This is a genomic window from Streptomyces sp. CB02009 (genome assembly GCF_001905825.1).
In the GTDB taxonomy this organism is placed as follows: Bacteria; Actinomycetota; Actinomycetes; order Streptomycetales; family Streptomycetaceae; genus Streptomyces.
This window is the reverse complement of record NZ_LIVV01000003.1, coordinates 720,941-740,140: the sequence shown is the minus strand read 5'-3', so window position 1 is coordinate 740,140 and position 19,200 is coordinate 720,941. Positions and strand designations below refer to the sequence as shown.

The following is a 19,200-nucleotide window of genomic DNA, read 5'->3' as shown; positions in this document are numbered from 1 at the left end:
GCCAGAAAACCGCAGGTACGCCGCATGAGCCCTCGACCTTGACGGTCAAGGGGCGGGACATGCGTGTGCGCACCATCGCTTTCGTGGTCCTCGCCGCCCTGGCCATCTGGTTCATCGCGGCCAACACCGGTTCGATCACCGTCAGGCTCTGGATCCCGACGGTCACGCTTCCGCTGTGGATCGTCCTCACCGTCACCCTGCTCGTGGGCATGCTCCTCGGCCTGTTCATCGCCCGGCGCCGCGCCCAGCGGTGAGTCGCGCGGAGCGGTGAGCCGCACACAGCGGTGAGCCGTGCGCGGCGTCAGCGGTCCGGCTCCGACCCGGAGGCCGTCGTCGCGTCCGTCGGCCCGTCCACGGAACCGTCCGCCTCGTCCGTCGCGTCCGCCCCTTCCGTCACGTAGGTCCTCGGCCCGAGGTGGTGGCTCAGGGGCGGCTCCTGCGCCAGCACCGCTCCGATGGTGAACGCGAAGGTGATCGACGCGCACACCACGATCAGCCAGGACAGCATCGTCAGGACGAGGCCGAGGGAGCCGTACTCCCCGAGCGCCTTGTTGAGCGCGGCGGGCATGTACAGCCGGGCCGTCAGTGCCAGGGCGCTCGTCGCCGCGGCCGCCAGGATCGCGCCGGGGAGCAGCGGCAGCCATGGCACGCGCTTGGCCAGCAGCAGGTGCTGGGTCCACATCCAGATGCCCACGCTCACCAGGAAGAACAACGGCACCCCGAGCCAGAGGCCCGCGCCGAAGCCGTCCCGCAGCGGGCCCTGCACGAGGACCACCACGAGCAGCGCGAGCAGCCACACCACCCACCGCCAGGCCGCGACCCGCGTCTTGGCCTTGGGCAGCGCCCAGGCCCGCTCGCAGACCCGCGCCATGGCCCGGCTGAAGCTGGTGGCGGAGGCCAGCGCGATGACCAGGCCGATCGCACCGGTCGTGTCGCGCAGTTCCTCGTCGCCGGAACCGCCCAGGACCTGCTGCAGCTCGACGTCTGAGCGCCCGCTCAGCCCGAACATGGCGCGCAGGGAGTCCCGCAGCTGGTCCCGTACGGAGGCGGGGGCGAACGCCGCCACGGCGAACAGCAGCGGTACGGCGGCCAGGAAGGCCTGGGCCGCGAGCCGGGTCCCCGCGTCCAGCAGGGTCCCGCCCAGCAGCCGGCTCGCGATCTCGGTCAGGACGGGCAGCCGCTCCTCGGCCCGCGCTCGCAGGCCCCGGAACCGGGCCGCCCAGCGCCCCGTCAGGCCGCCGCCCCCTCTCGGCATCCGGCCCGCCCTACGTCCGGACGGACGCTTCCTCGTCGGCGTCCGCGGGCTCCGCCCCGAGGAACCGGACCACGGCGAAGACGAACAGCAGGGCGAGCGCGAGGCCGACGACCACCCAGCCGGTGGGGTGGTCCCACAGGACGTACACGAGGACGGCCAGGGCCACCAGGATCCAGGTGATCCACGTCCGGTACCGGCGGACGAAGGGGCCGACCGGGCCCGTCCGCAGACCGGCCCGGTCCGCCGCGGCACGGGTCGCGTCGATGCCGGAGTTCCACATGCGGCGGACGACGACGGCGGGGCGGCTGGGGCCGGTGAGCCAGGCGGCGAGGGCGACCACGAGGCCGAGTGTCACCACCATGCGGACCGTGGTGCGCAGGAAGTGGATCAGCGCGTCGTAGACGGACCCGGCGGCGGGCTGGGAGACCGTGTCGGGCAGCGCGTTGAGGTAGACCGTGCGGAACACGGTCAGCGCGATGCCGAGGACCAGGGCCGCGACGGCGACACCGATCGCCGAGGCGATCACGGTGCGACGGCGATGGGTGGAGAGCAGGACTCCCGCGACCACCAGCAGCACCGCCAGCACCGGCAGCCACAGCCCCATCACCTGGAGCAGGCGGAAGCCGGTCTTGACCTTGCCGATGTCCTCGGACTTGACCACCGTGAAGTCGGTGTGGATCTCGGGGATCTTGCCGGCCACGGTGAGCCCCGAGTCGACCAGCCGCTCCTTGACCCGTTCGATCACGGGCGCGAGGTCGACCGTCACGGTGTCGTTGTTGATCTGTACGGCTCCGTCCCCGCTGCCCGTCAGGGCCCGGACGACGGAGGTGTGGACGGCCCGGTTGGCATCGGTCCAGACCGTCTCGAAGGCGTCCGACGCGACGACGTCCTGCGCCTTGTCGTGGACGAAGCTGCTGACCGCGCTCTCCAGCGAGCCGCCGAGCTTCCCCAGCGCCTTGGCGAGCAGCGGACGCTGCTCGGGGGCGACCCCCTCCAGGAGGGACTCCAGGTCGATGTGCTCCATCACCGCGCCGGTGACCCGGTTGGCGACCGCCGCCTGCACGTCGGCGTCCGAGGCGAGCGGGGCGACCGTGGAGACGTACCGGTCGGTGTCCCCGACGATGTCGGAGGTCCACGCGGCGACGATGCCCAGCGGAACGAGGAGGCAGCCGATCACGATCAGCACGGCGGCCAGGAACGAGCGGCCGCGATGGCGGGGAGCGGGCCGGGCGGCCGCCTCGCTCTCCAGCGCGGCGACCCGCGCGCGCAGCGCGGCCAGTTCGTTCTGATTCTCGTCGTCCGGCACGGGTGCCTCCTCGCGATGTGCGCCCAGCCAATCCCGCGCGCACGGTTCGGGCCACGCAGGGCGGGACGAACGGGTGAGGACACCCTCGTGCGCCCTGCCTGCCCGCCCCGCACACGCGGAGGAGCGCCCGCACGCAGCGCCGCGCCCACCGTCACTCGGGACGGTGGGCGCGGCTCGGCTCGTCGGCACTCAGGGGGTGCCGGTGCGCCTCGTCGGTACTCAGGCGGTGCCGGTGCGGCTCATGCCGCGACGGCACGAGCCGTAGCCCGAGTCGCCGTATCCCTGCTCGCCGTAGCCCTCGTCGCCGTACCCTTCGTCGCCGTAGCCCCCGTGCTCACAGGGGTCGTCGGCTCGGCTGTTGTCCAGCCGGGCCACCACGAGCTTGTGGTCGTCGTCGATGACGTAGGGGCCCGTGACCGGGTCGGCGGGCAGCACGTAGCCGTCGGGGACGGCGGTCTCCCTCAGGTAGTACGAGCCGTTGTCCAGCTCGCCGAAGGAGCAGAGCCCCGCCGCGGTCGTGGTGCAGGGCGTCCCGACGCGGGTGTCGGGGTCGGTGCCGCCCGTCTGCAGACCGGTGGTCCCGTTGGTCTCCTCCCACAGCTCGAAGGTCGCGCCGCGCAGCGGCAGGCCGCTGTCCGCGTCGGACTTGAGCAGCCGGACCGAGCCGGTGCCGGGCTCCACCGGCGTGCGGCTGTTGGCCGCGGTGACGGACACGCCCGCCGCCGCGTTGGCCTCGGTCAGCACCAGGGGGCCGAACACGGGCTGGGCCGGCAGGTCGTACCCGTCAGGGGCATCGGTCTCCCGCCAGTAGTACGTCCCCGTCTCCACCGTCCGCTCGCACACGCCGTCCGCGCCCGTCGTGCACGCGGCTCCCACCTGCGTGTCGGTGTTCGTCCCGGAGGTCTGCAGTCCGGGCACGCCGTTGGTCTCCTCCCACAGCTGGAAGGTCGCGCCCGGGAGCACCGCGCCGGACGCCGCGTCCGTCTTCAGGACCCGCACCTCGCCGGTCGTCGCCGTGGTACGCGTGTTGGAAGCGGTGACCTGGACCCCCGCCTCCGCGTTGTCCTCGGTCAGCACCAGGGGGCCGAACACGGGCTGGGCCGGCAGGTCGTACCCGTCAGGGGCGTCCGTCTCCTGCCAGTAGTACGTCCCCGTCTCCACCGTGCGCTCGCACACGCCGTCCGCACCCGTCGTGCAGGGCGCGCCGACCGAGGTGTCGGGGTCCGCTCCGGTCGTCTGCAGACCCGGAACGCCGTTCGTCTCCTCCCACAGCTGGAAGGTCGCGCCCGGGAGCACCGCGCCGGACGCCGCGTCCGTCTTCAGGACCCGCACCTCGCCGGTGACCGTGTTGGTCCCGTCGCAGTTCGGAAGGTCGCCGTTGAACGGGTAGGCGTGGAACTCCTGGCCGCCGCCGCCCGATGCCGCGCTGGTGTGGGTGAGGGAACCCGTGGTGAAGAAGCGGCCGTTGATGCCGGGCAGGGTGACGGTCGTGCTCGACGCCTGGTTGCCGATGAGGAAGCTGCCCTGGAACTGTCCGGTGCCGGCGAGGTCCACCGTGGTGGCGTCCGGGAAGTTCCAGAGCAGGCGCTCGCGGTAGGAGTTGAGCGGGTCGGTGTCGTCGTCGATGCCGCCGCTGTAGGTGGTGAGCTTCCGGGCGTCGCCCGTGACGTTGACGAGGACCGTCGCGGTGTCGGGGATGTTCGCGAAGACGATCCCCTCCTGGCCGCCGGTCGGGCTCTGCATGTCGAAGTCGACGTTGAACACCTGGAGCGCAGAGGTCCCGTCACCGGTGAAGAGCGTCTGGCCGCTCTGGTGCACCGCCGTGCCGGTGGGCGTCCTCGGCCGGCCGTCGACCCGGGCGTAGCACTGGCTCGCGGCGGTGAGCTGGTCGCGCAGTCCGGCGTACGGCGCGACGGCGTTCGCGTCCTCGACCAGGGTGCCGGTCACCGTGCCCGAGACGGGGCCCGCGTGACGGACGATGCCCTGCTCCGCCACGATGCCGCCCTTCGTGTCGAGGGTCTGGCCCGTGGCGACGGTGACGCCTCCGCCGGTGGTGAGGAAGTCCGAGCCGTCGGGCGGCGGGACGCGGGATCCGACGCCGACGATGCCGAGGTTGTACGTACCGCCGGCGGCCGCGTCCTTGTTCTGGTCGAAGTCGTCCAGGACCACGACCCGCCCCTCGGCCTCGGCCGCGCGCCCCCGAACGAGGAAGTCGTCGCCGACGAAGATGTTGATCGCGGCGTCGCGTCCGGCGATGGCGCCGTTGTCGATCTCGGGGAACTCGTCCGGGCAGTCCCCGGGGACGCAGGGGCCGAGGCCTCCGGGGAGGGGGGCCGCGAGCGCGACGGACGCGCTCGGACCGAGCATGAGCGCGGGGACCGCGACGAGGGACACGGCGTACGCGAGCCCGAGGGCGGCGGTACGTCTCCGAGGGCGCGCCGGGCGCCGATGAGTGGCGGATGTCATGCCGCGAGTCTCTGTTCCCCCTGGTCGGAGCACCACGCACGGCCTCCGGGGTTGATCCGGTCGGGGGCCGTACTCACTGCGGGGCATGAACGGCGCCTGCCGAATGGAGCAGAGGGATGACGGAACGTGACCATCGGGCGCTCCACGAGCCGTACCGGCGGACGGGCTCCCCTCTTCTGCCCCTCCCCGACCCCCCTCTCCCTCCCGGCTCCCCTCCCGGATCTCACCGGCCGGCGTACGGCAGCAGGGCCATCTCCCGGGCGTTCTTGACGGCGGCGGCGAGCTGCCGCTGCTGCTGGGCGGTGACCCGGGTGACGCGGCGGCTGCGGATCTTGCCGCGGTCCGAGACGAACGTCCGGAGCAGGTCGGTGTCCTTGTAGTCGATGTACGTGATCCCGGCGGCCTCGAGCGGATTGGGCCGGGACTTCAGCGGCTTGCGGGGTTCCTGGCGGCGGGCCATGGGGGGTGTCCTTCCGGGTCGGGCGGTTCAGGTCGGGGGGGCAGGTCGGTCGGTTCAGGGTCAGGCGGCGCAGGGTCAGGCGGCGTCGAGGAGGGAGTCGAAGGCGGCGGGCAGGTGCCGCCAGCCGTCCGGCCCCGCCGCGTACTCCTCGTCCGTGAGCAGGCAGGACTCGAGGAGACGTTCCAGTCCGTCGCGATCGAGGCCCGGCGAGGTGAAGACGAGGTGCTGGCAGCAGTCGCCGTGCTCGGGGTGCCAGTCCAGGGCTGCCGCGGCCCGGCGCATCGGCGGGACCAGCTCCCAGGCGGCGTCCGGCAGGGACGCGAGCCAGGGACCGGCGCTCTCGACGCACAGCGCACCGCCCGCGGCGTCCCAGGCCAGCAGGGTGTCGGGACGGTCGGCCAGCCAGAACCGGCCGCGGCTGCGCGCGGCGGCGCAGCACAGGTCCTCCAGCGCCGCGTACAGGCGCTCGGGGTGGAAGGGGCGTCGGCGGTGCCAGACGAGTGTCGTGACACCGGCGTCGTCCGCGTCCTGCGGCAGCAGCGCGCACGCGGGATGCTGCGCCGCCGCGGCGGCCTCGACGTCGAAGCGGGCGTGGGCCGCGAAGGCGGCCTCGGCCAGCTCGCCCGAGCCGGCCGCCACCCGGCGTGCGGTGGGATGCAACTGGGCGAGCAGCGCACGGTCCTCGTCGTCGGCCGCCTCCGAGTCGACGAGCGCGAGGACGGGCGCGTACTCCAGCTGACGGGCGAACGTGTCGCCGACGGTGCGCCGGTCGGTGGGGGCGGCGGCCAGGCCGACGTCGGCCAGGTCGTCGCCGTTGCCGAGGTACGGCAGCACGAGGGCCGGGTCCACCGCGGTGATCACGTTGGTGAGGGCCAGGCCGTCCCCGGCGTGGGCGGCGACGACCTCGGCCATCGTCCTGGGCTCGACGGAGTCCCAGAGTTCGACCACGGCGAGCCGGGTGAGGCCGGCGCCGGCCAGGCGTTCCAGTTCCGGTACGAGGTCCTCGCGCAGCGCGCAGCACGCGCAGTCGTTGACGAGGGGCGTCCCGTCCTCGGACAGGAGTCCGTGCGCGTCGCGGACGAGGCGGCGCACCGTGCCGCCCGGCGCGTCCGTCAGGTCATGGTGGAGGGCGACGCTGCCGGGGACGGCCCGCAGGAGGCGGTCGACGACCTCCTTGCGGGCGTCCGAGTGGATCCCGGCGACGATCACGACGGGCAGCCGGGAATCCCGCGGCATCAGCGGGCCCCGTAGCGGCGCTCGAAGCGCTCGACGCGTCCGGCGGTGTCCATCACACGGGCGGTGCCCGTGTAGAAGGGGTGGCTGACCGAGGAGATCTCGACGTCGACGACGGGGTACGTCCGCCCGTCCTCCCATTCGATCGTCTTCTCGCTGGTGAGGGTGGAGCGCGTCAGGAACGCGGAGCCCGAGGCGGTGTCGCGGAAGACGACGGGGCCGTAGGCGGGGTGGATGCCGGGCTTCATGGCAGGACCTTCCTTCTGTGCGGCTGCGTGCGGGTATGAGCGGGTGCGAGCGGGTGATGGCCGCTCTGTACGGCGGAGTGCGCTCAGCGCTCTTCGCGGAAGTCGACGTGACGGCGGGCCGTCGGGTCGTACTTGCGCAGCACCAGCCGGTCGGGGTCGTTGCGACGGTTCTTGCGGGTGACGTAGGTGAAGCCGGTGCCCGCGGTGGAGCGGAGCTTGATGACGGGGCGGAGTTCGTTGCGTGCCATGAGGCTAGTATATGGCAACGGTTTTCATTTCCAATAAAGGGTGGTCGGCGACGGCCACCGAGAGAGGCAGGTCACTCATGTCCGCCCACTGCCAGCTGACCGGCGCCGAGCCCGGCTTCGGCAACGCGATCTCCCACTCCCACCGGCGCACCTCGCGCCGCTTCGACCCGAACATCCAGCACAAGCGCTACTGGCTGCCCGGCGAGGGCCGCACCGTCCGGCTGACCCTGAGCGCGCGGGCGATCAGGACGGTGGACTCGATCGGCATCGAGGCGGCCGTGGCCCGGATCCGGGCGCGTGGAGGGAAGGTCTGATGGCGAAGCGGAGCAAGATCGCACGGAACGAGCGGCGCAAGGAGACCGTCGAGCGGTACGCCGCCAGGCGGGCCGAGTTGACGGAGATCCTCCGGCGCGCGTCGTCGACCGCGGAGCAGCGTCTGGCCGCGCGGCAGGAACTGGACCGGCAGCCGCGCGACGCCAGCGCCACCCGGGTCCGCAACCGCGACAGCGTCGACGGCCGGCCCCGCGGCTACCTGCGGAGGTTCGGGCTCTCCCGCGTCCGCACCCGGCAGCAGGCGCACGCGGGCTTCCTTCCCGGCGTCACCAAGTCCTCCTGGTAGCCCTCCTCCGGACCCCGGCGCAAGGCTCCGACCTGGCACGACGCACGGGCAGCTGACTCCTGCGAGCCACCCGACGACCCCCTGGCGGCCCCCCGGGCGACGCACGGCGGAAAAAACTTCTGCCGGAGCTGAATCCTCTCGGGGGGTCGCCGTCTCTTATGTGTGTACCGGCCGAACGCGCCGGCGGAACAACAGGAGGAACACCATGGTCACCGCCCTCGTCGTCATCGGAGTCCTGCTCGTGGGCGCGTGCAGCTGGCACCTCATGCGGCGCTACAAGAGCCGAAGCTGACGAGTGTCCGCGCGCGTGGAGCCCGCCGGGTATGAGTAGCACATGAACCCACGTTTCTCCTGGCCGGACGAGCGGCTGATCAAGGCCGCTCAGGACGGCGACGTCACGTCGCTCACCACCGTCGTCATGGAATCGCAGCCCCATGTGCGCAAGTTCGCCAAGTCGCTGTGCGCTTCGCCCCAGGACGCCGAGGACGCCGCGCAGGAGGCGCTGATCATCCTCTACCGGAAGATCGGCACCCTGCGGGCGACCGGCGCGCTCGCCTCGTGGATGTTCCGGATCGTCCGCAACGAATGCCTCCGGCAGGTGCGCTTCCTCGTTCACCGCAACGACGAGCCGCCGGTCGAGCCGGAGGCGTCCGCGGAGCCGTCCGCCGAGGAAGCGGTACTGCACCGGCTGGAAGTGGAGCGGATCGCGGCCGCGGTCGGCGCGCTGCCCCGCGACCAGCGGCAGGTCCTGATCATGCGCGACATCCAGGGCCTGCCCGGAAGGACCGTCGCTCATTCCCTCGGTCTGAGCACGGCCGCGATGAAGTCCCGGCTGCACCGAGCGCGCGCGACCGTGCGCCAGTCACTGGAAGCGATCGACCAAGCACCCGAGCAGGCCACCGACCAGGCGGCTTGATCGAGCCAACGACCACCCGTCGGAGGAGAGTCACGACCGTGAACATCGTGAAGCCCGCGCAGGGCGACCAGATCCGGGTCACCACGAAGGCCCCGGCGAACGACATGAACTTCGCCAGCAAGTCCGTTCCGCGCCACCTGGCGCGCGGCGCCATCGGCTTCGGGCTGATCATCGGCTCGATCGCCATGGTGCCCGTCGCCGGTCCGGCCACGCTGCTCGCGGCCCCGCTCGCCCTGATCGCCTTCCGCGGCTGCCCCACCTGCTGGATGGTCGGCCTGGCTCAGACGATCTCGCGCGGCCGGCTGGAGCGCCAGTGCGTGGACGGCGTCTGCACCCTCACCAAGGCGGACCCGGCGGCGAAGGCCTCGGGCACGCCGGTATCCCCGTGACCCCTGGTTCAGGGTTTCCGGGCTTCCGGTCCGGCTGGTTCTCATCCTTGTCGGCCGACCTGGGTGAGGCCGCCGGGCCGGAAGGCACGGTCCACCGGAAGGCCCGTCGTTCTGCGACGGAATAAGCCTTCCGGGGCGAGAAAGCGTGTGCCGCACGGGTACGCGCTGTTTCCGCGCGGTTAACTGCGCGGCTACGCGAGACGGGTCCTCCATGCCGGTCCCCCCGTATTACCGGCATATTGATTCCTGAACCAACTCGCGCGTCTGGCCTTTGGTTTACGGAGTGCCCACTCGATGCTAGGGTCCAAATCGAGATTGACTCAGGCTGGGCCGCCGAGTCGGCCGTGCCGTTGATCGTGCTTCACGGGGGGAGCAGGAACATCATGATCCGCCATGCCCAAATTCAGTCGGCAGCAACGCCAGCATCAGACAGCGCGGTACAGGGCCTTTCAGGCGGTGCGGCGGAAAAGCGGTTACCAAAGGTCCAGGATGGACCGTCACAGCAGGTGCAGGAGGGGATCGACGACCAGGCGGTCGCCGTCGTCGGACTTTCCTGCCGCTTTCCCGGCGGGGCGAATCCCGCCGAATTCTGGGATCTTCTCAGGAACGGCCGGGATGCCATAGCAGAGCCGCCCGCTGATCGCGCACATCTGGCCTCCATGAGCGACGGATCACCGCGTCCCGGTGGATTTCTGCCCAGGGTCGACACGTTCGATGCCGAGTTCTTCGGCATTTCTCCGCGTGAAGCAGCCGCGATGGACCCGCAGCAGCGACTCGTCCTCGAACTCGCCTGGGAGGCGCTGGAGGACTCCGGCATCGTCCCGGCCACGCTCGCCGAGACCGCCACCGGCGTCTTCATGGGCGCGATCGCCGACGACTACACGGCCGTCACGCACGCCGCCGGGCCCGACGCCACCTCCGCGCACACCGTGACCGGACTGCACCGGGGCATCATCGCCAACCGGGTCTCGTACGCCCTCGGGCTCCGGGGCCCCAGCATGGTGGTCGACACCGCGCAGTCGTCCGCGCTGGTCGCGGTGCATCTGGCCTGCGAGAGCCTGCGCCGCGGCGAGTCCGTCACGGCCTTGGCCGGCGGCGTCAACCTCAACCTCGCGCCGGAGAGCACCCACGCCCTGGCCGCCTTCGGAAGCCTCTCGCCCGACGGGCGATGTTACGCACTCGACGCCCGCGCGAACGGCTACGTCCGGGGCGAGGGCGGCGGAGTGGTGGCGCTGAAACTCCTCAGCCGGGCCCTCGCCGACGGGGACCGGATCCACTGCGTGCTGCACGGCGGGGCCGTCGGCAGCGACGGCGCGAGCGACACCCTTCCCACCCCGAATGCGAAAGCCCAGGAACGCGTCATACGCGATGCCTGGGACAACGCGCGAATACCGCTGGAACAAGCACAGTACGTAGAAATACACGGATCGGGCACCCGGGTCGGCGACCCCGTCGAAGCAGCCGCTCTGGGCGCTGTCTTCGCCTCGTCCCGATCTTCGGAGAACCCCCTCAGGCTCGGGTCCGTCAAGACCAATATCGGCCACCTCGAAGGCGCATCGGGCATCGCGGGGCTTGTCAAGACGATTCTCTGCCTCGCCGAACGGGAACTCGTACCGACCCTCAACTACGAGACCCCGAATCCGCAGATTCCTTTCGCCGATCTCCGGCTCACCGCCGCCACCGAGACCGGACCGTGGCCGCATCCCGACGGGCCGCTCGTCGCCGGCGTGACATCGGTCGGAATGGGTGGAACCAATTGCCACCTGGTGCTCGGATCCTGGCCGAAGGACACCTCCTCCGCCGCCGCCGGGAACGAACCCGACAGGCCGCGGAAGCGGGGTGATTCGGACCGTTCCGAATCCCTTGCCTGGGTGCTGTCCGGGCGCGGCGACACAGCACTGCGCGCCCAAGCCGTCCGCTTACGTGAATTCCTCGCCGTGCACCCGGAAGCGGATGCCGCCGAGATCGCCCGGGCCCTCGCCCACGACCGGACCGTCTTCAGCCACCGGGCCGTCCTGGTCGGCACCGGCCGGAAGGACCTGCTGGCCGCCCTGGACGCGGTCGCCGACGCCGGCGTGGACCGGGCCGCGGTGCGGGGCAGCACCCACCAGGCCGTCCGCGAGGCCGTGTTCGTCTTCCCCGGCCAGGGGTCGCAGTGGGCCGGCATGGCCGCCGAACTCCTCGACAGCGCGCCCGTCTTCGCCGAGGTCGTCGAGGACTGCGAGCGCGCGCTGCGCCCCTACCGCGACTGGTCGCTGACCGATGTCCTGCGCGGCCGCCCCGGAGCACCCGCCCTCGACCGCGACGACGTCGTGCAGCCCGCGCTGTGGGCCGTGATGGTCGGCCTGGCCGCGCTGTGGCGCGCGGCGGGCGTCGAACCGGCCGCGGTCGTCGGCCACTCGCAGGGCGAGATCGCCGCCGCCACCGTCAGCGGCGCCCTGTCCCTGGACGACGCGGCCCGGCTCGTCGCCGTACGGAGCTCCGCCCTCGGCGCGCTGGCCGGGCGCGGCGGCGGGATGCTCACCGTGTCGCTGCCCGCCGACCGGGTGCGCGAAGACCTCGCGGCGTACCCGGGGTTGAGCGTGGCGGCCGTCAACTCGCCCGGCATGACCGTGGTCGCCGGTGACGGGGACGCCCTCGACGCGCTGGCCGCCCGGTACGGCGAGGACGTCCGCACCCGCCGCGTGCCGGTCGCGTACGCCTCGCACAGCCCGCACGTCGACACCGTGCGCGACACGCTGCCGGCCGAGCTCGCCGGAATCGCACCGCGCGCCGGAAGCGTGCCGCTGCACTCGACCGTGACCGCCACGGCGCTCGACGGGTCCGAGCTCGACGTGGACTACTGGTACCGCAACCTGCGGGAGCCCGTGCGGTTCGAGCCGACCGTACGCGCGCTGCTCGACGCGGGACACGAGCTGTTCATCGAGATGAGCCCGCACCCGGTGCTCGCGCTCGCCGTCCAGCAGACCGCGGAGGCCGCGGACCTGCCGGTCGCCGCGCTGGGCACCCTGCGCCGCGACGAAGGCGGCCCGCAGCGTCTGCTGCTCGCCTTCGGCGAGGCGTTCTGCCACGGCGCGGACGTCGACTGGTCCACCGTCCTGCCCTCCGGCGGCACCCGCGCCGAGCTTCCGACGTACGCCTTCCAGCGGCGCCGCCACTGGGTCGCCGGGCAGGCCGACACCTCCCGCGCGCTGCCGCCCGCCGGCACCGCGCCGGCCGGGACGGGCTCCTCCCGGGCACCGGAGCTCCCGGAGGACGGCGCGCTCGCGACGGACACCGAGCCGGCCCGTTCGCTGACCGGCCCTGCCGCCCTTGAGCTGGTGCGGGCGCACACCGCCGCCGTACTCCGCTACGACTCCGCCGCCGAGATCGAGCCGCGGCGGACGTTCAAGGAACTGGGCATCGACTCGGTGACGGTCGTCGAGCTGCGCAACCGGCTCGTCGCCGCCACCGGGCGCAAGCTCCCCACCACCGTGGTGTACGACCACCCCAGCCCCGCCGCCCTGGCCGCGGTGCTGGCCGACGGCCGGCAGGACACGGCGGCACCCGGGGAGCGGGCCGACCAGGACGACGACCCGATCGTGATCGTCGGCATGGGCTGCCGCTTCCCGGGCGGGGTGGACTCCCCCGAGGCGCTGTGGCAGGTCGTCGCCGAGCAGCGCGACGTCATCTCCGGATTCCCCACCGACCGGGGCTGGGACCTCGACGCCCTCCACCACCCCGACCCCGCCCATGTGGGCACCACCTACGTGCGCAACGGCGGCTTCCTGGAGGGCGCGGCGGAGTTCGACGCCGAGCTGTTCGGCATCTCGCCGCGCGAGGCTCTGGCGATGGACCCGCAGCAGCGTGCCTTCCTCGAAACGTGCTGGGAGGCCCTGGAGCGGGCCGGCATCGCCCCGGACTCGCTGCGCGGCACCCAGGCAGGCGTGTTCGCCGGTGTCATGGCCCAGGAGTACGGTCCGCGGCTCGGTGAGGCGGGTGCGGGTGCGGCCGGGTTCGGCCTGACGGGCACCACGTCGAGCGTCGCCTCGGGCCGGGTCGCGTACACCCTGGGCCTGCAGGGACCCGCGCTCACGGTCGACACGGCGTGCTCGTCGTCCCTCGTCGCCTTGCACCTCGCCGTACAGGCCCTGCGGTCCGGCGAGTGCTCACTCGCCCTCGCGGGCGGTGTGACGATCATGTCCACGCCTGGCATCTTCGTCGAGTTCTCGCGTCAGCGCGGACTCGCCACCGACGGACGCTGCAAGTCCTTCGCCGCCGACGCCGACGGCACCGCATGGGCCGAGGGAGTCGGTGTGCTCGTCGTGGAGCGACTCTCCGACGCCCGCCGGCTGGGCCATGAGGTCCTCGCCGTCGTCGCGGGTACGGCCGTCAACCAGGACGGCGCGTCCAACGGACTCACCGCTCCCAGCGGCCCCGCGCAGGAGCGCGTCATTCGTGCCGCCGTCCAGGACGCCGGGGTCTCCTTCTCCGGAGTGGACGCGGTCGAGGCCCACGGCACCGGCACCGTCCTCGGCGACCCCATCGAGGCACAAGCCCTCCTCGCCACCTACGGCAGCGGGCGCGACAGTGGTCAGCCCCTGATGCTGGGCTCGTTGAAGTCCAATCTGGGTCACGCCCAGGCCGCCGCCGGCGTCGGCGGCGTCATCAAGATGGTCATGGCCCTGCGCCACGGCGAAGTCCCCGCCTCGCTCAACGTCGGCAAGCCCACCGAACTCGTCGACTGGGAATCCGGCGGCGTCCAGGTCCTCACCGAGCCCCAGCCGTGGCCCGCCACCGAGGACCACACACGACGCGCCGGCGTCTCCTCCTTCGGCATCAGCGGCACCAACGCCCACGTCATCCTCGCCGAAGCACCCACGACAGAACCGGTCGTGTCCGGAGCCGGCTCCGGACACGACGACTCCGCGCCGCTGTGGGTGCTGTCCGGCCGTACCGAGGCGGCGCTGCGCGCCCAGGCCACCGCGCTCGTCGGCGCTCTCGATGCCCTCGGCACCACCGACGAGGTGTCCGACCGTGACCTCGGCCGCGCCCTGGGCACCACCCGTACCGCGCTCGACCACCGCGCGGCCGTCACCGCCGAGGACCGCTCCGAGGCCGTCGCGGCCCTGGCCGCGCTCGGCCGCGGCGAGCCGCACTCCGCGCTGACGCTCGGCACGGCACGCCCCGACGACGGTCTCGCCTACCTCTTCACCGGGCAGGGCAGCCAACGCGTCGGGATGGGAAGCGAGTTGTACGCGAGCGAGCCGGTGTTCGCCGCCGCCCTCGACGCGGTGTGCGCGGAGCTCGACGCCTGCCGCGCCTCGGTCCCCGGCACTCCGCCGATCCGCGAGGTGATGTTCGAGGACGCCGAGGCGCTCAACCGGACCGAGAACACCCAGTGCGCCCTCTTCGCCCTCCAGGTGGCGCTGTTCCGGCTCCTCGAACACCGGGGCCTGGCTCCGGACGCCGTACTCGGCCATTCCATCGGCGAGTTCGCCGCCGCCCATGTCGCCGGGATCCTCACCCTGCCGGACGCCTGCGCCCTGGTCGCCGCGCGCGGCCGGCTCATGCAGGCTCTTCCGGCCGGTGGCGCGATGCTGGCCGTCCAGGCGTCGCGGGAGGAGGTCCTCCCGCTCCTCGAAGGCCGCGAGCACGCGGTGAGCATCGCCGCCGTCAACGGCCCCCTGGCCGTCGTCGTCTCCGGCGACGACGAGGCCGTCGAGCAGGTCGCCGAGGCGTTCGCGGCCGCGGGCCGCAAGACGCGCAGGCTCGTCGTCAGCCACGCCTTCCACTCGCACCGCATGGACGGGATGCTCGACGCGTTCGCGGCCGTGACCGCGGGAGTCGCGTACGCGGAGCCGCGTATCGCCATGGTGTCCACCGTCACCGGCGGGCCCGTCGACGTCACCGCCGACTACTGGGTGCGGCAAATCCGCCGGGAAGTACGGATGTCCGACGGCCTGGCGGCGCTCCACGGCCTCGGGATGCGGACCTTCCTCGAACTCGGGCCTGACGGCGTGCTGTCGGCGCTGGGCCGGGACTGCCTCGACGACGACGCGCTGGCGTTCGTTCCCGTGCTGCGCCGCGGCAGGTCCGAGCAGCGCACCCTGGCCGGCGCGCTCGGCAGCCTGCACGTCCGTGGCCGCGGCCCGGACTGGGAGGCCGTGTTCGGCCCGGGACCGACGCCGGGGCTGCCCACGTACGCCTTCCAGCGGGAGCGGTACTGGCTGACCGCACGCGGTGGCGACAGCGCGGCCGGTCACCCGATGCTCGGCACCGCCGTGGAACTCGCCGAGTCCGGGCAGGCCGTCCTGACCGCCCGTCTGAGCCGCCGTACGCACCCCTGGCTGGCCGACCACGCCGTCCTCGGCTCGGTCCTGCTGCCCGGCACCGCGTTCCTCGAACTCGCCGCCCGCGCCGGTTCGGAGACCGGTGCGCCGCGGGTCGCCGAACTCACCCTGCTCGCCCCGCTGGTGATCCCCGAGGAGGGCCGCACCGAGGTGCAGCTCGTCGTGGCCGCACCCGGCGACGACGGTCAGCGGGCGCTGACCGTGCACGCCCGGACCGAGACGCCGGACGGCGCCGTCGAGCCGTGGACCCTGCACGCCACCGGCGCCCTCGCACCGCTGGACGGATCCCCCGCGACCACGGCGGGCCCGCCCGCCACCGAGGGCGGACCGCCGGCCCTCGACGGCTGCTACGACGAGCTGGCCGCCGCGGGGTACGCCTACGGTCCCGTCTTCCAGGGCCTGCGCGCCGCGTGGCGGCACGGCGAGGACCTCGTCGCCGAGGTCGCGCTGCCGCCGTCCGTCACCGACGCCGCCTCGTACGGGCTGCACCCGGCGCTGCTCGACGCGGCTCTGCACCCCCTCGTCATGGCAGCCCTGGACGACGGTAACCGGCGCCTTCTGCCCTTCTCCTGGCACGGGGTGACGGTTCGTCAGCCCGGTGTCCGTTCCGCCCGTGCGGTCATCACCACCACCGGGCCGGACACGGTGTCGCTGACCCTGCTGGACGAGGCCCGCGCGGTGGTCGCCGAGGTCGAGGAGCTGGTCCTGCGCCCGGTGAGCGACGAGGTGGCCGTCCCGCGGTCCCTCCACCGGCTGGACTGGATCCCGGCCACCAGGGACCGGGAACCGGCGCCGTCGGCCGTCGCGCTCGGCGCCGCCGAATTGGGCGTCGGCGCACTCCACGCCAACCTCGCGGCCCTGGGCCGGGCCCTGGACGCGGGGCTTCCCGTTCCCGCCATGGTCTTCGCGCCGCTCGCGGACCTCGGGGACACCGCTGCCGCCGCCGGGCCCGGTGAGCGCGCCGACGGGGCGGGGGCCGGCTCCCGGCCCGCCGTGCACCGTGCGCTCGCCCTGCTCCAGGAGTGGCTGGCCGACGACCGGCTCGCCGACTCCAGGCTGGTGCTCGTCACCCGGGGCGCCGTGGCCACGACGGCGGACGCCGACGTGGACCCCGACCTCGCCGCCGTGTGGGGTCTGGCCCGCTCGGCCCAGACCGAGAACCCCGGACGCGTCGGACTCCTCGACGTGGAGTCGGCCGCCGACTGCCGTACGGCCCTGCCGCTCGTCGCGGTGGAGCACCAGCTCGCCGTACGCGGCCAGGAGTTGTTCGTTCCGATGCTCGGCCGGGCCACGGCCGACGGCTCGCTCGTTCCCCCGGCCGGCGCCGCCTGGCGGCTCGGGGTCCGCGACCGCGGGACCCTGGACCACCTGGCTCTCGAACCCTGCCCGGAGGCCCTGGCCCCGCTGGCCGACGGCGAGGTACGCGTCGCCGTGCGCGCCGCGGGCGTCAACTTCCGCGACGTCCTCAACACCCTCGGCCTCTACCCCGGCGATCCCGGTCTGCTCGGCCTCGAAGGGGCCGGTGTCATCACCGAGGTCGGACCCGGTGTCACCGGTCTCGACGTCGGCGACCGGGTCATGGGCCTGTTCTCCGGGGCGTTCGGCCCGGTGGTCGTCGCCGACCACCGGCGGGTCGCCGTCATGCCCGCCGACTGGACCTTCGCCCAGGCGGCGTCCGCGCCCATCGTGTTCCTCACCGCCTACCACGCCCTGGTCGGCCTCGCCGGCCTGACGGCGGGCGAGCGCGTCCTGATCCACGCCGCCGCCGGCGGTGTCGGCATGGCCGCCGTCCAGCTCGCCCGGCACCTCGGTGCGGAGGTGTACGGCACGGCGGGCCCAGGCAAGTGGGACGCCCTGCGCCCCCTCGGCCTGGAAGGCGCGCACCTGGCGTCGTCCCGCACCCTGGACTTCGAGTCCGCGTTCGGCGCGGCCACCGAAGGCCGCGGCATGGACGTCGTACTGAACTCGCTCGCCGGTGAGTTCATCGACGCCTCCCTGAGGCTGCTGCCGCGCGGCGGCCGCTTCGTGGAGATGGGGAAGACCGATCTGCGCGACCCGGAGCAGGTGACGGCCGACCACCCCGGTGTGGACTACGGCTTCTTCGACCTGCTGCAGGAGCCGACGGAGCGGATCGCCGAACTGCTCACGGACGTCCTGCGGTTGCTGTCCTCGGGGGCGCTCGCTCCCCTGCCGGTCAGCACCTGGGACGTGCGCCGGGCACCGGAGGCGTTCCGGTACGTCAGTCAGGCCCGGCACATCGGCAAGGTGGTCCTCACCCTGCCCGCGGCCCTCGACCCGGACGGTACGGTCCTGGTCACCGGTGCCACCGGCGCCCTCGGCGGACTCGTCTCGCGGCACCTGGTCACCGAGCACGGCGCCCGCCGACTGCTACTCGTCAGCCGCCGGGGCCCCGACGCGCCGGACGCCCGGGAACTGGCCGCCGAGCTGACCGAGTCGGGTGCGCAGGTGACACTCGCCGCCTGTGACACCGCGGACCGCGACGCGCTCGCCCGTCTCCTCGACGGCGTACGGCTCACCGCCGTCGTCCATGCGGCGGGGGTGCTCGACGACGGCGTGATCACCGCGCTCGACCCGGGGCGCCTCGACACGGTGCTCGCCCCCAAGGCGGTCGCGGCCCGCAATCTGCACGAGCTGACCGCGGACCACGACCTCGCGGCCTTCGTCCTCTTCTCCTCCGTCATGGGTGTCGTCGGCGGCGCCGGGCAGGGCAACTACGCGGCGGCCAACGCCTACCTCGATGCCCTGGCCCAGCACCGCAGGGCCCAGCACCTCCCCGCGCTCTCCCTCGCCTGGGGCATGTGGGCGGACAGCGCGGGACGACCGGGCGCCGCCGGAATGGCGGGGTCCCTGTCCGAGGCCGACCGGGTTCGGCTCGCCCGGACCGGCCTCGCTCCGATCGACCGGACGGAGGGCCTGGCCCTGCTCGACGCGGCACTGCGCATGGACACCGCCGCGCTCGTCCCGGCTCCGCTCGACCGCACCACGCTCGGTGCGCTAGGCACCCAACTGCCCTCCGTGCTGCGGGACCTGGCACCGGCCGCACCTCGGCCGGCCCAGACGGCGGCCGCCACAGCCCCGACGACCGCCGCACTGCGCGACCGGCTCGCCGCTCTGGCCCCGGCCGAGCGGGAGGAACTGCTCCTGGACCTCGTCCGGGTGCAGACCGCCGCCGTGCTCGGCCGTTCCTCCGCATCCGGCATTCCCGCCGACCGGTCCTTCAAGGACATGGGCTGCGATTCGCTGACGCTCGTGGAACTCCGCAACAGGCTGCAGACCAGCGCCGATCTGCGACTGCCTGCCACCTTCCTCTTCAACTACCCCACGCCGATCGCGGTCGTGGCCCATCTGCACACCGAACTCGCTCCGGCCGAGACGGAACCGGACTCCTCCGGCGACTCGACGGCCGTACCCGGACTGGTCGCACTCGACGGCCTCGAGGCGGCGCTCGCCGACCTGCCGGACGACACCCAGGACGACGTCAGAGACGAGATCGTCCAACGCCTGCAGGCCCTGGCGGCCCGCGTACCGGCTCAGCGGACCCCGGCCCACGACACGGATCTGGCCGCACGGGTCGAGTCGGCCTCGGTCGACGAGCTCCTCGCGTTCATCGACTCCGAACTCTGACACCGATCCCCGCTCCGACCACAACTCCACCCGCGCACCGCACGGCCCCGGACCCCGGTCCGCCCGTCCTGTTCGCCGCGCGC

Annotated in this window: 13 protein-coding genes and 2 pseudogenes; 8 read left to right on the top strand and 7 right to left on the bottom strand. The window is 73.1% G+C overall.

The features are described from left to right. Positions 1 to 59 precede the first annotated feature (59 nt). On the top strand, positions 60 to 254 hold the full coding sequence (locus AMK27_RS15935; protein WP_073907720.1) for a LapA family protein: 195 nt from the start codon (positions 60 to 62) through the stop codon (positions 252 to 254). A 47-nt stretch (positions 255 to 301) separates the two neighbouring features. On the opposite strand, the gene AMK27_RS15930 is transcribed toward AMK27_RS15935, so the two are convergent. The 7 genes from AMK27_RS15930 to rpmG form a co-directional block, all read right to left on the bottom strand. Then, positions 302 to 1,255 carry a YhjD/YihY/BrkB family envelope integrity protein gene (locus AMK27_RS15930; protein WP_079188460.1) on the bottom strand — a complete coding sequence of 318 codons (954 nt, stop codon included), beginning with the start codon at positions 1,253 to 1,255 and terminating at the stop codon, positions 302 to 304. A 10-nt stretch (positions 1,256 to 1,265) separates the two neighbouring features. Further along, positions 1,266 to 2,561 carry a hypothetical protein gene (locus AMK27_RS15925; protein WP_241847509.1) on the bottom strand — a complete coding sequence of 432 codons (1,296 nt, stop codon included), beginning with the start codon at positions 2,559 to 2,561 and terminating at the stop codon, positions 1,266 to 1,268. Positions 2,562 to 2,780: 219 nt separating this feature from the next. Next, entirely contained in the window at positions 2,781 to 5,027 is a 2,247-nt protein-coding gene (locus AMK27_RS15920; protein ID WP_107425580.1) for a choice-of-anchor A family protein, read from the bottom strand. Between the two features lie 223 nt (positions 5,028 to 5,250). Continuing rightward, a complete protein-coding gene (gene rpsR / locus AMK27_RS15915; protein ID WP_073907282.1) occupies positions 5,251 to 5,487 on the bottom strand; it encodes a 30S ribosomal protein S18 in 237 nt (78 codons plus the stop codon). 75 nt (positions 5,488 to 5,562) lie between these two features. Next, positions 5,563 to 6,723 (bottom strand): CobW family GTP-binding protein, encoded by a 1,161-nt coding sequence (locus AMK27_RS15910; RefSeq protein ID WP_073907278.1) that lies wholly within the window; start codon positions 6,721 to 6,723, stop codon positions 5,563 to 5,565. Further along, positions 6,723 to 6,968, bottom strand: coding sequence for a type B 50S ribosomal protein L31 (locus AMK27_RS15905; protein ID WP_073907274.1), 246 nt, complete (start codon positions 6,966 to 6,968; stop codon positions 6,723 to 6,725). Before AMK27_RS15905 ends, AMK27_RS15910 begins: the two co-directional genes overlap by 1 nt. A gap of 83 nt (positions 6,969 to 7,051) precedes the next feature. Continuing rightward, on the bottom strand, positions 7,052 to 7,216 hold the full coding sequence (rpmG, locus tag AMK27_RS15900) for a 50S ribosomal protein L33 (RefSeq protein WP_030320026.1): 165 nt from the start codon (positions 7,214 to 7,216) through the stop codon (positions 7,052 to 7,054). A gap of 77 nt (positions 7,217 to 7,293) precedes the next feature. On the opposite strand from rpmG, the gene rpmB reads away from it, so the two are divergent. The 7 genes and pseudogenes from rpmB (at position 7,294) to AMK27_RS44550 (ending at position 19,117) form a co-directional block, all read left to right on the top strand. Further along, the gene (gene rpmB / locus AMK27_RS15895; protein ID WP_073907270.1) at positions 7,294 to 7,530 is read left to right on the top strand and encodes a 50S ribosomal protein L28; all 237 of its coding nucleotides are present in this window, start codon (positions 7,294 to 7,296) and stop codon (positions 7,528 to 7,530) included. Beyond that, entirely contained in the window at positions 7,530 to 7,835 is a 306-nt protein-coding gene (rpsN, locus tag AMK27_RS15890) for a 30S ribosomal protein S14 (RefSeq protein WP_073907266.1), read from the top strand. The genes rpmB and rpsN overlap by 1 nt, the downstream gene beginning before the upstream one ends. A gap of 334 nt (positions 7,836 to 8,169) precedes the next feature. Then, on the top strand, positions 8,170 to 8,751 hold the full coding sequence (locus AMK27_RS15885; RefSeq protein WP_079188459.1) for an RNA polymerase sigma factor: 582 nt from the start codon (positions 8,170 to 8,172) through the stop codon (positions 8,749 to 8,751). 38 nt (positions 8,752 to 8,789) lie between these two features. Then, complete coding sequence (locus AMK27_RS15880) at positions 8,790 to 9,140, top strand: hypothetical protein (protein ID WP_079188458.1); 351 nt, start codon at positions 8,790 to 8,792, stop codon at positions 9,138 to 9,140. 383 nt (positions 9,141 to 9,523) lie between these two features. Then, positions 9,524 to 15,205 (top strand): annotated as a pseudogene (locus tag AMK27_RS44560) (type I polyketide synthase); the annotation flags it as partial. Between the two features lie 186 nt (positions 15,206 to 15,391). Further along, positions 15,392 to 15,673 (top strand): annotated as a pseudogene (locus AMK27_RS44555) (polyketide synthase dehydratase domain-containing protein); the annotation flags it as partial. Further along, the gene (locus tag AMK27_RS44550; RefSeq protein WP_445194854.1) at positions 15,674 to 19,117 is read left to right on the top strand and encodes an SDR family NAD(P)-dependent oxidoreductase; all 3,444 of its coding nucleotides are present in this window, start codon (positions 15,674 to 15,676) and stop codon (positions 19,115 to 19,117) included. The last annotated feature ends 83 nt before the right edge of the window (positions 19,118 to 19,200 follow it).

Coding starts and splice junctions, on each gene's coding strand:
- AMK27_RS15935 (WP_073907720.1), top strand. CDS start 60: ATGCGTGTGCGCACCATCGCTTTCGTGGTCCTCGCCGCCCTGGCCATC.
- AMK27_RS15920 (WP_107425580.1), bottom strand. CDS start 5,027: ATGACATCCGCCACTCATCGGCGCCCGGCGCGCCCTCGGAGACGTACC.
- AMK27_RS15885 (WP_079188459.1), top strand. CDS start 8,170: ATGAACCCACGTTTCTCCTGGCCGGACGAGCGGCTGATCAAGGCCGCT.
- AMK27_RS15905 (WP_073907274.1), bottom strand. CDS start 6,968: ATGAAGCCCGGCATCCACCCCGCCTACGGCCCCGTCGTCTTCCGCGAC.
- rpmG (WP_030320026.1), bottom strand. CDS start 7,216: ATGGCACGCAACGAACTCCGCCCCGTCATCAAGCTCCGCTCCACCGCG.
- AMK27_RS15910 (WP_073907278.1), bottom strand. CDS start 6,723: ATGCCGCGGGATTCCCGGCTGCCCGTCGTGATCGTCGCCGGGATCCAC.
- rpsN (WP_073907266.1), top strand. CDS start 7,530: ATGGCGAAGCGGAGCAAGATCGCACGGAACGAGCGGCGCAAGGAGACC.
- rpsR (WP_073907282.1), bottom strand. CDS start 5,487: ATGGCCCGCCGCCAGGAACCCCGCAAGCCGCTGAAGTCCCGGCCCAAT.
- AMK27_RS15930 (WP_079188460.1), bottom strand. CDS start 1,255: ATGCCGAGAGGGGGCGGCGGCCTGACGGGGCGCTGGGCGGCCCGGTTC.
- rpmB (WP_073907270.1), top strand. CDS start 7,294: ATGTCCGCCCACTGCCAGCTGACCGGCGCCGAGCCCGGCTTCGGCAAC.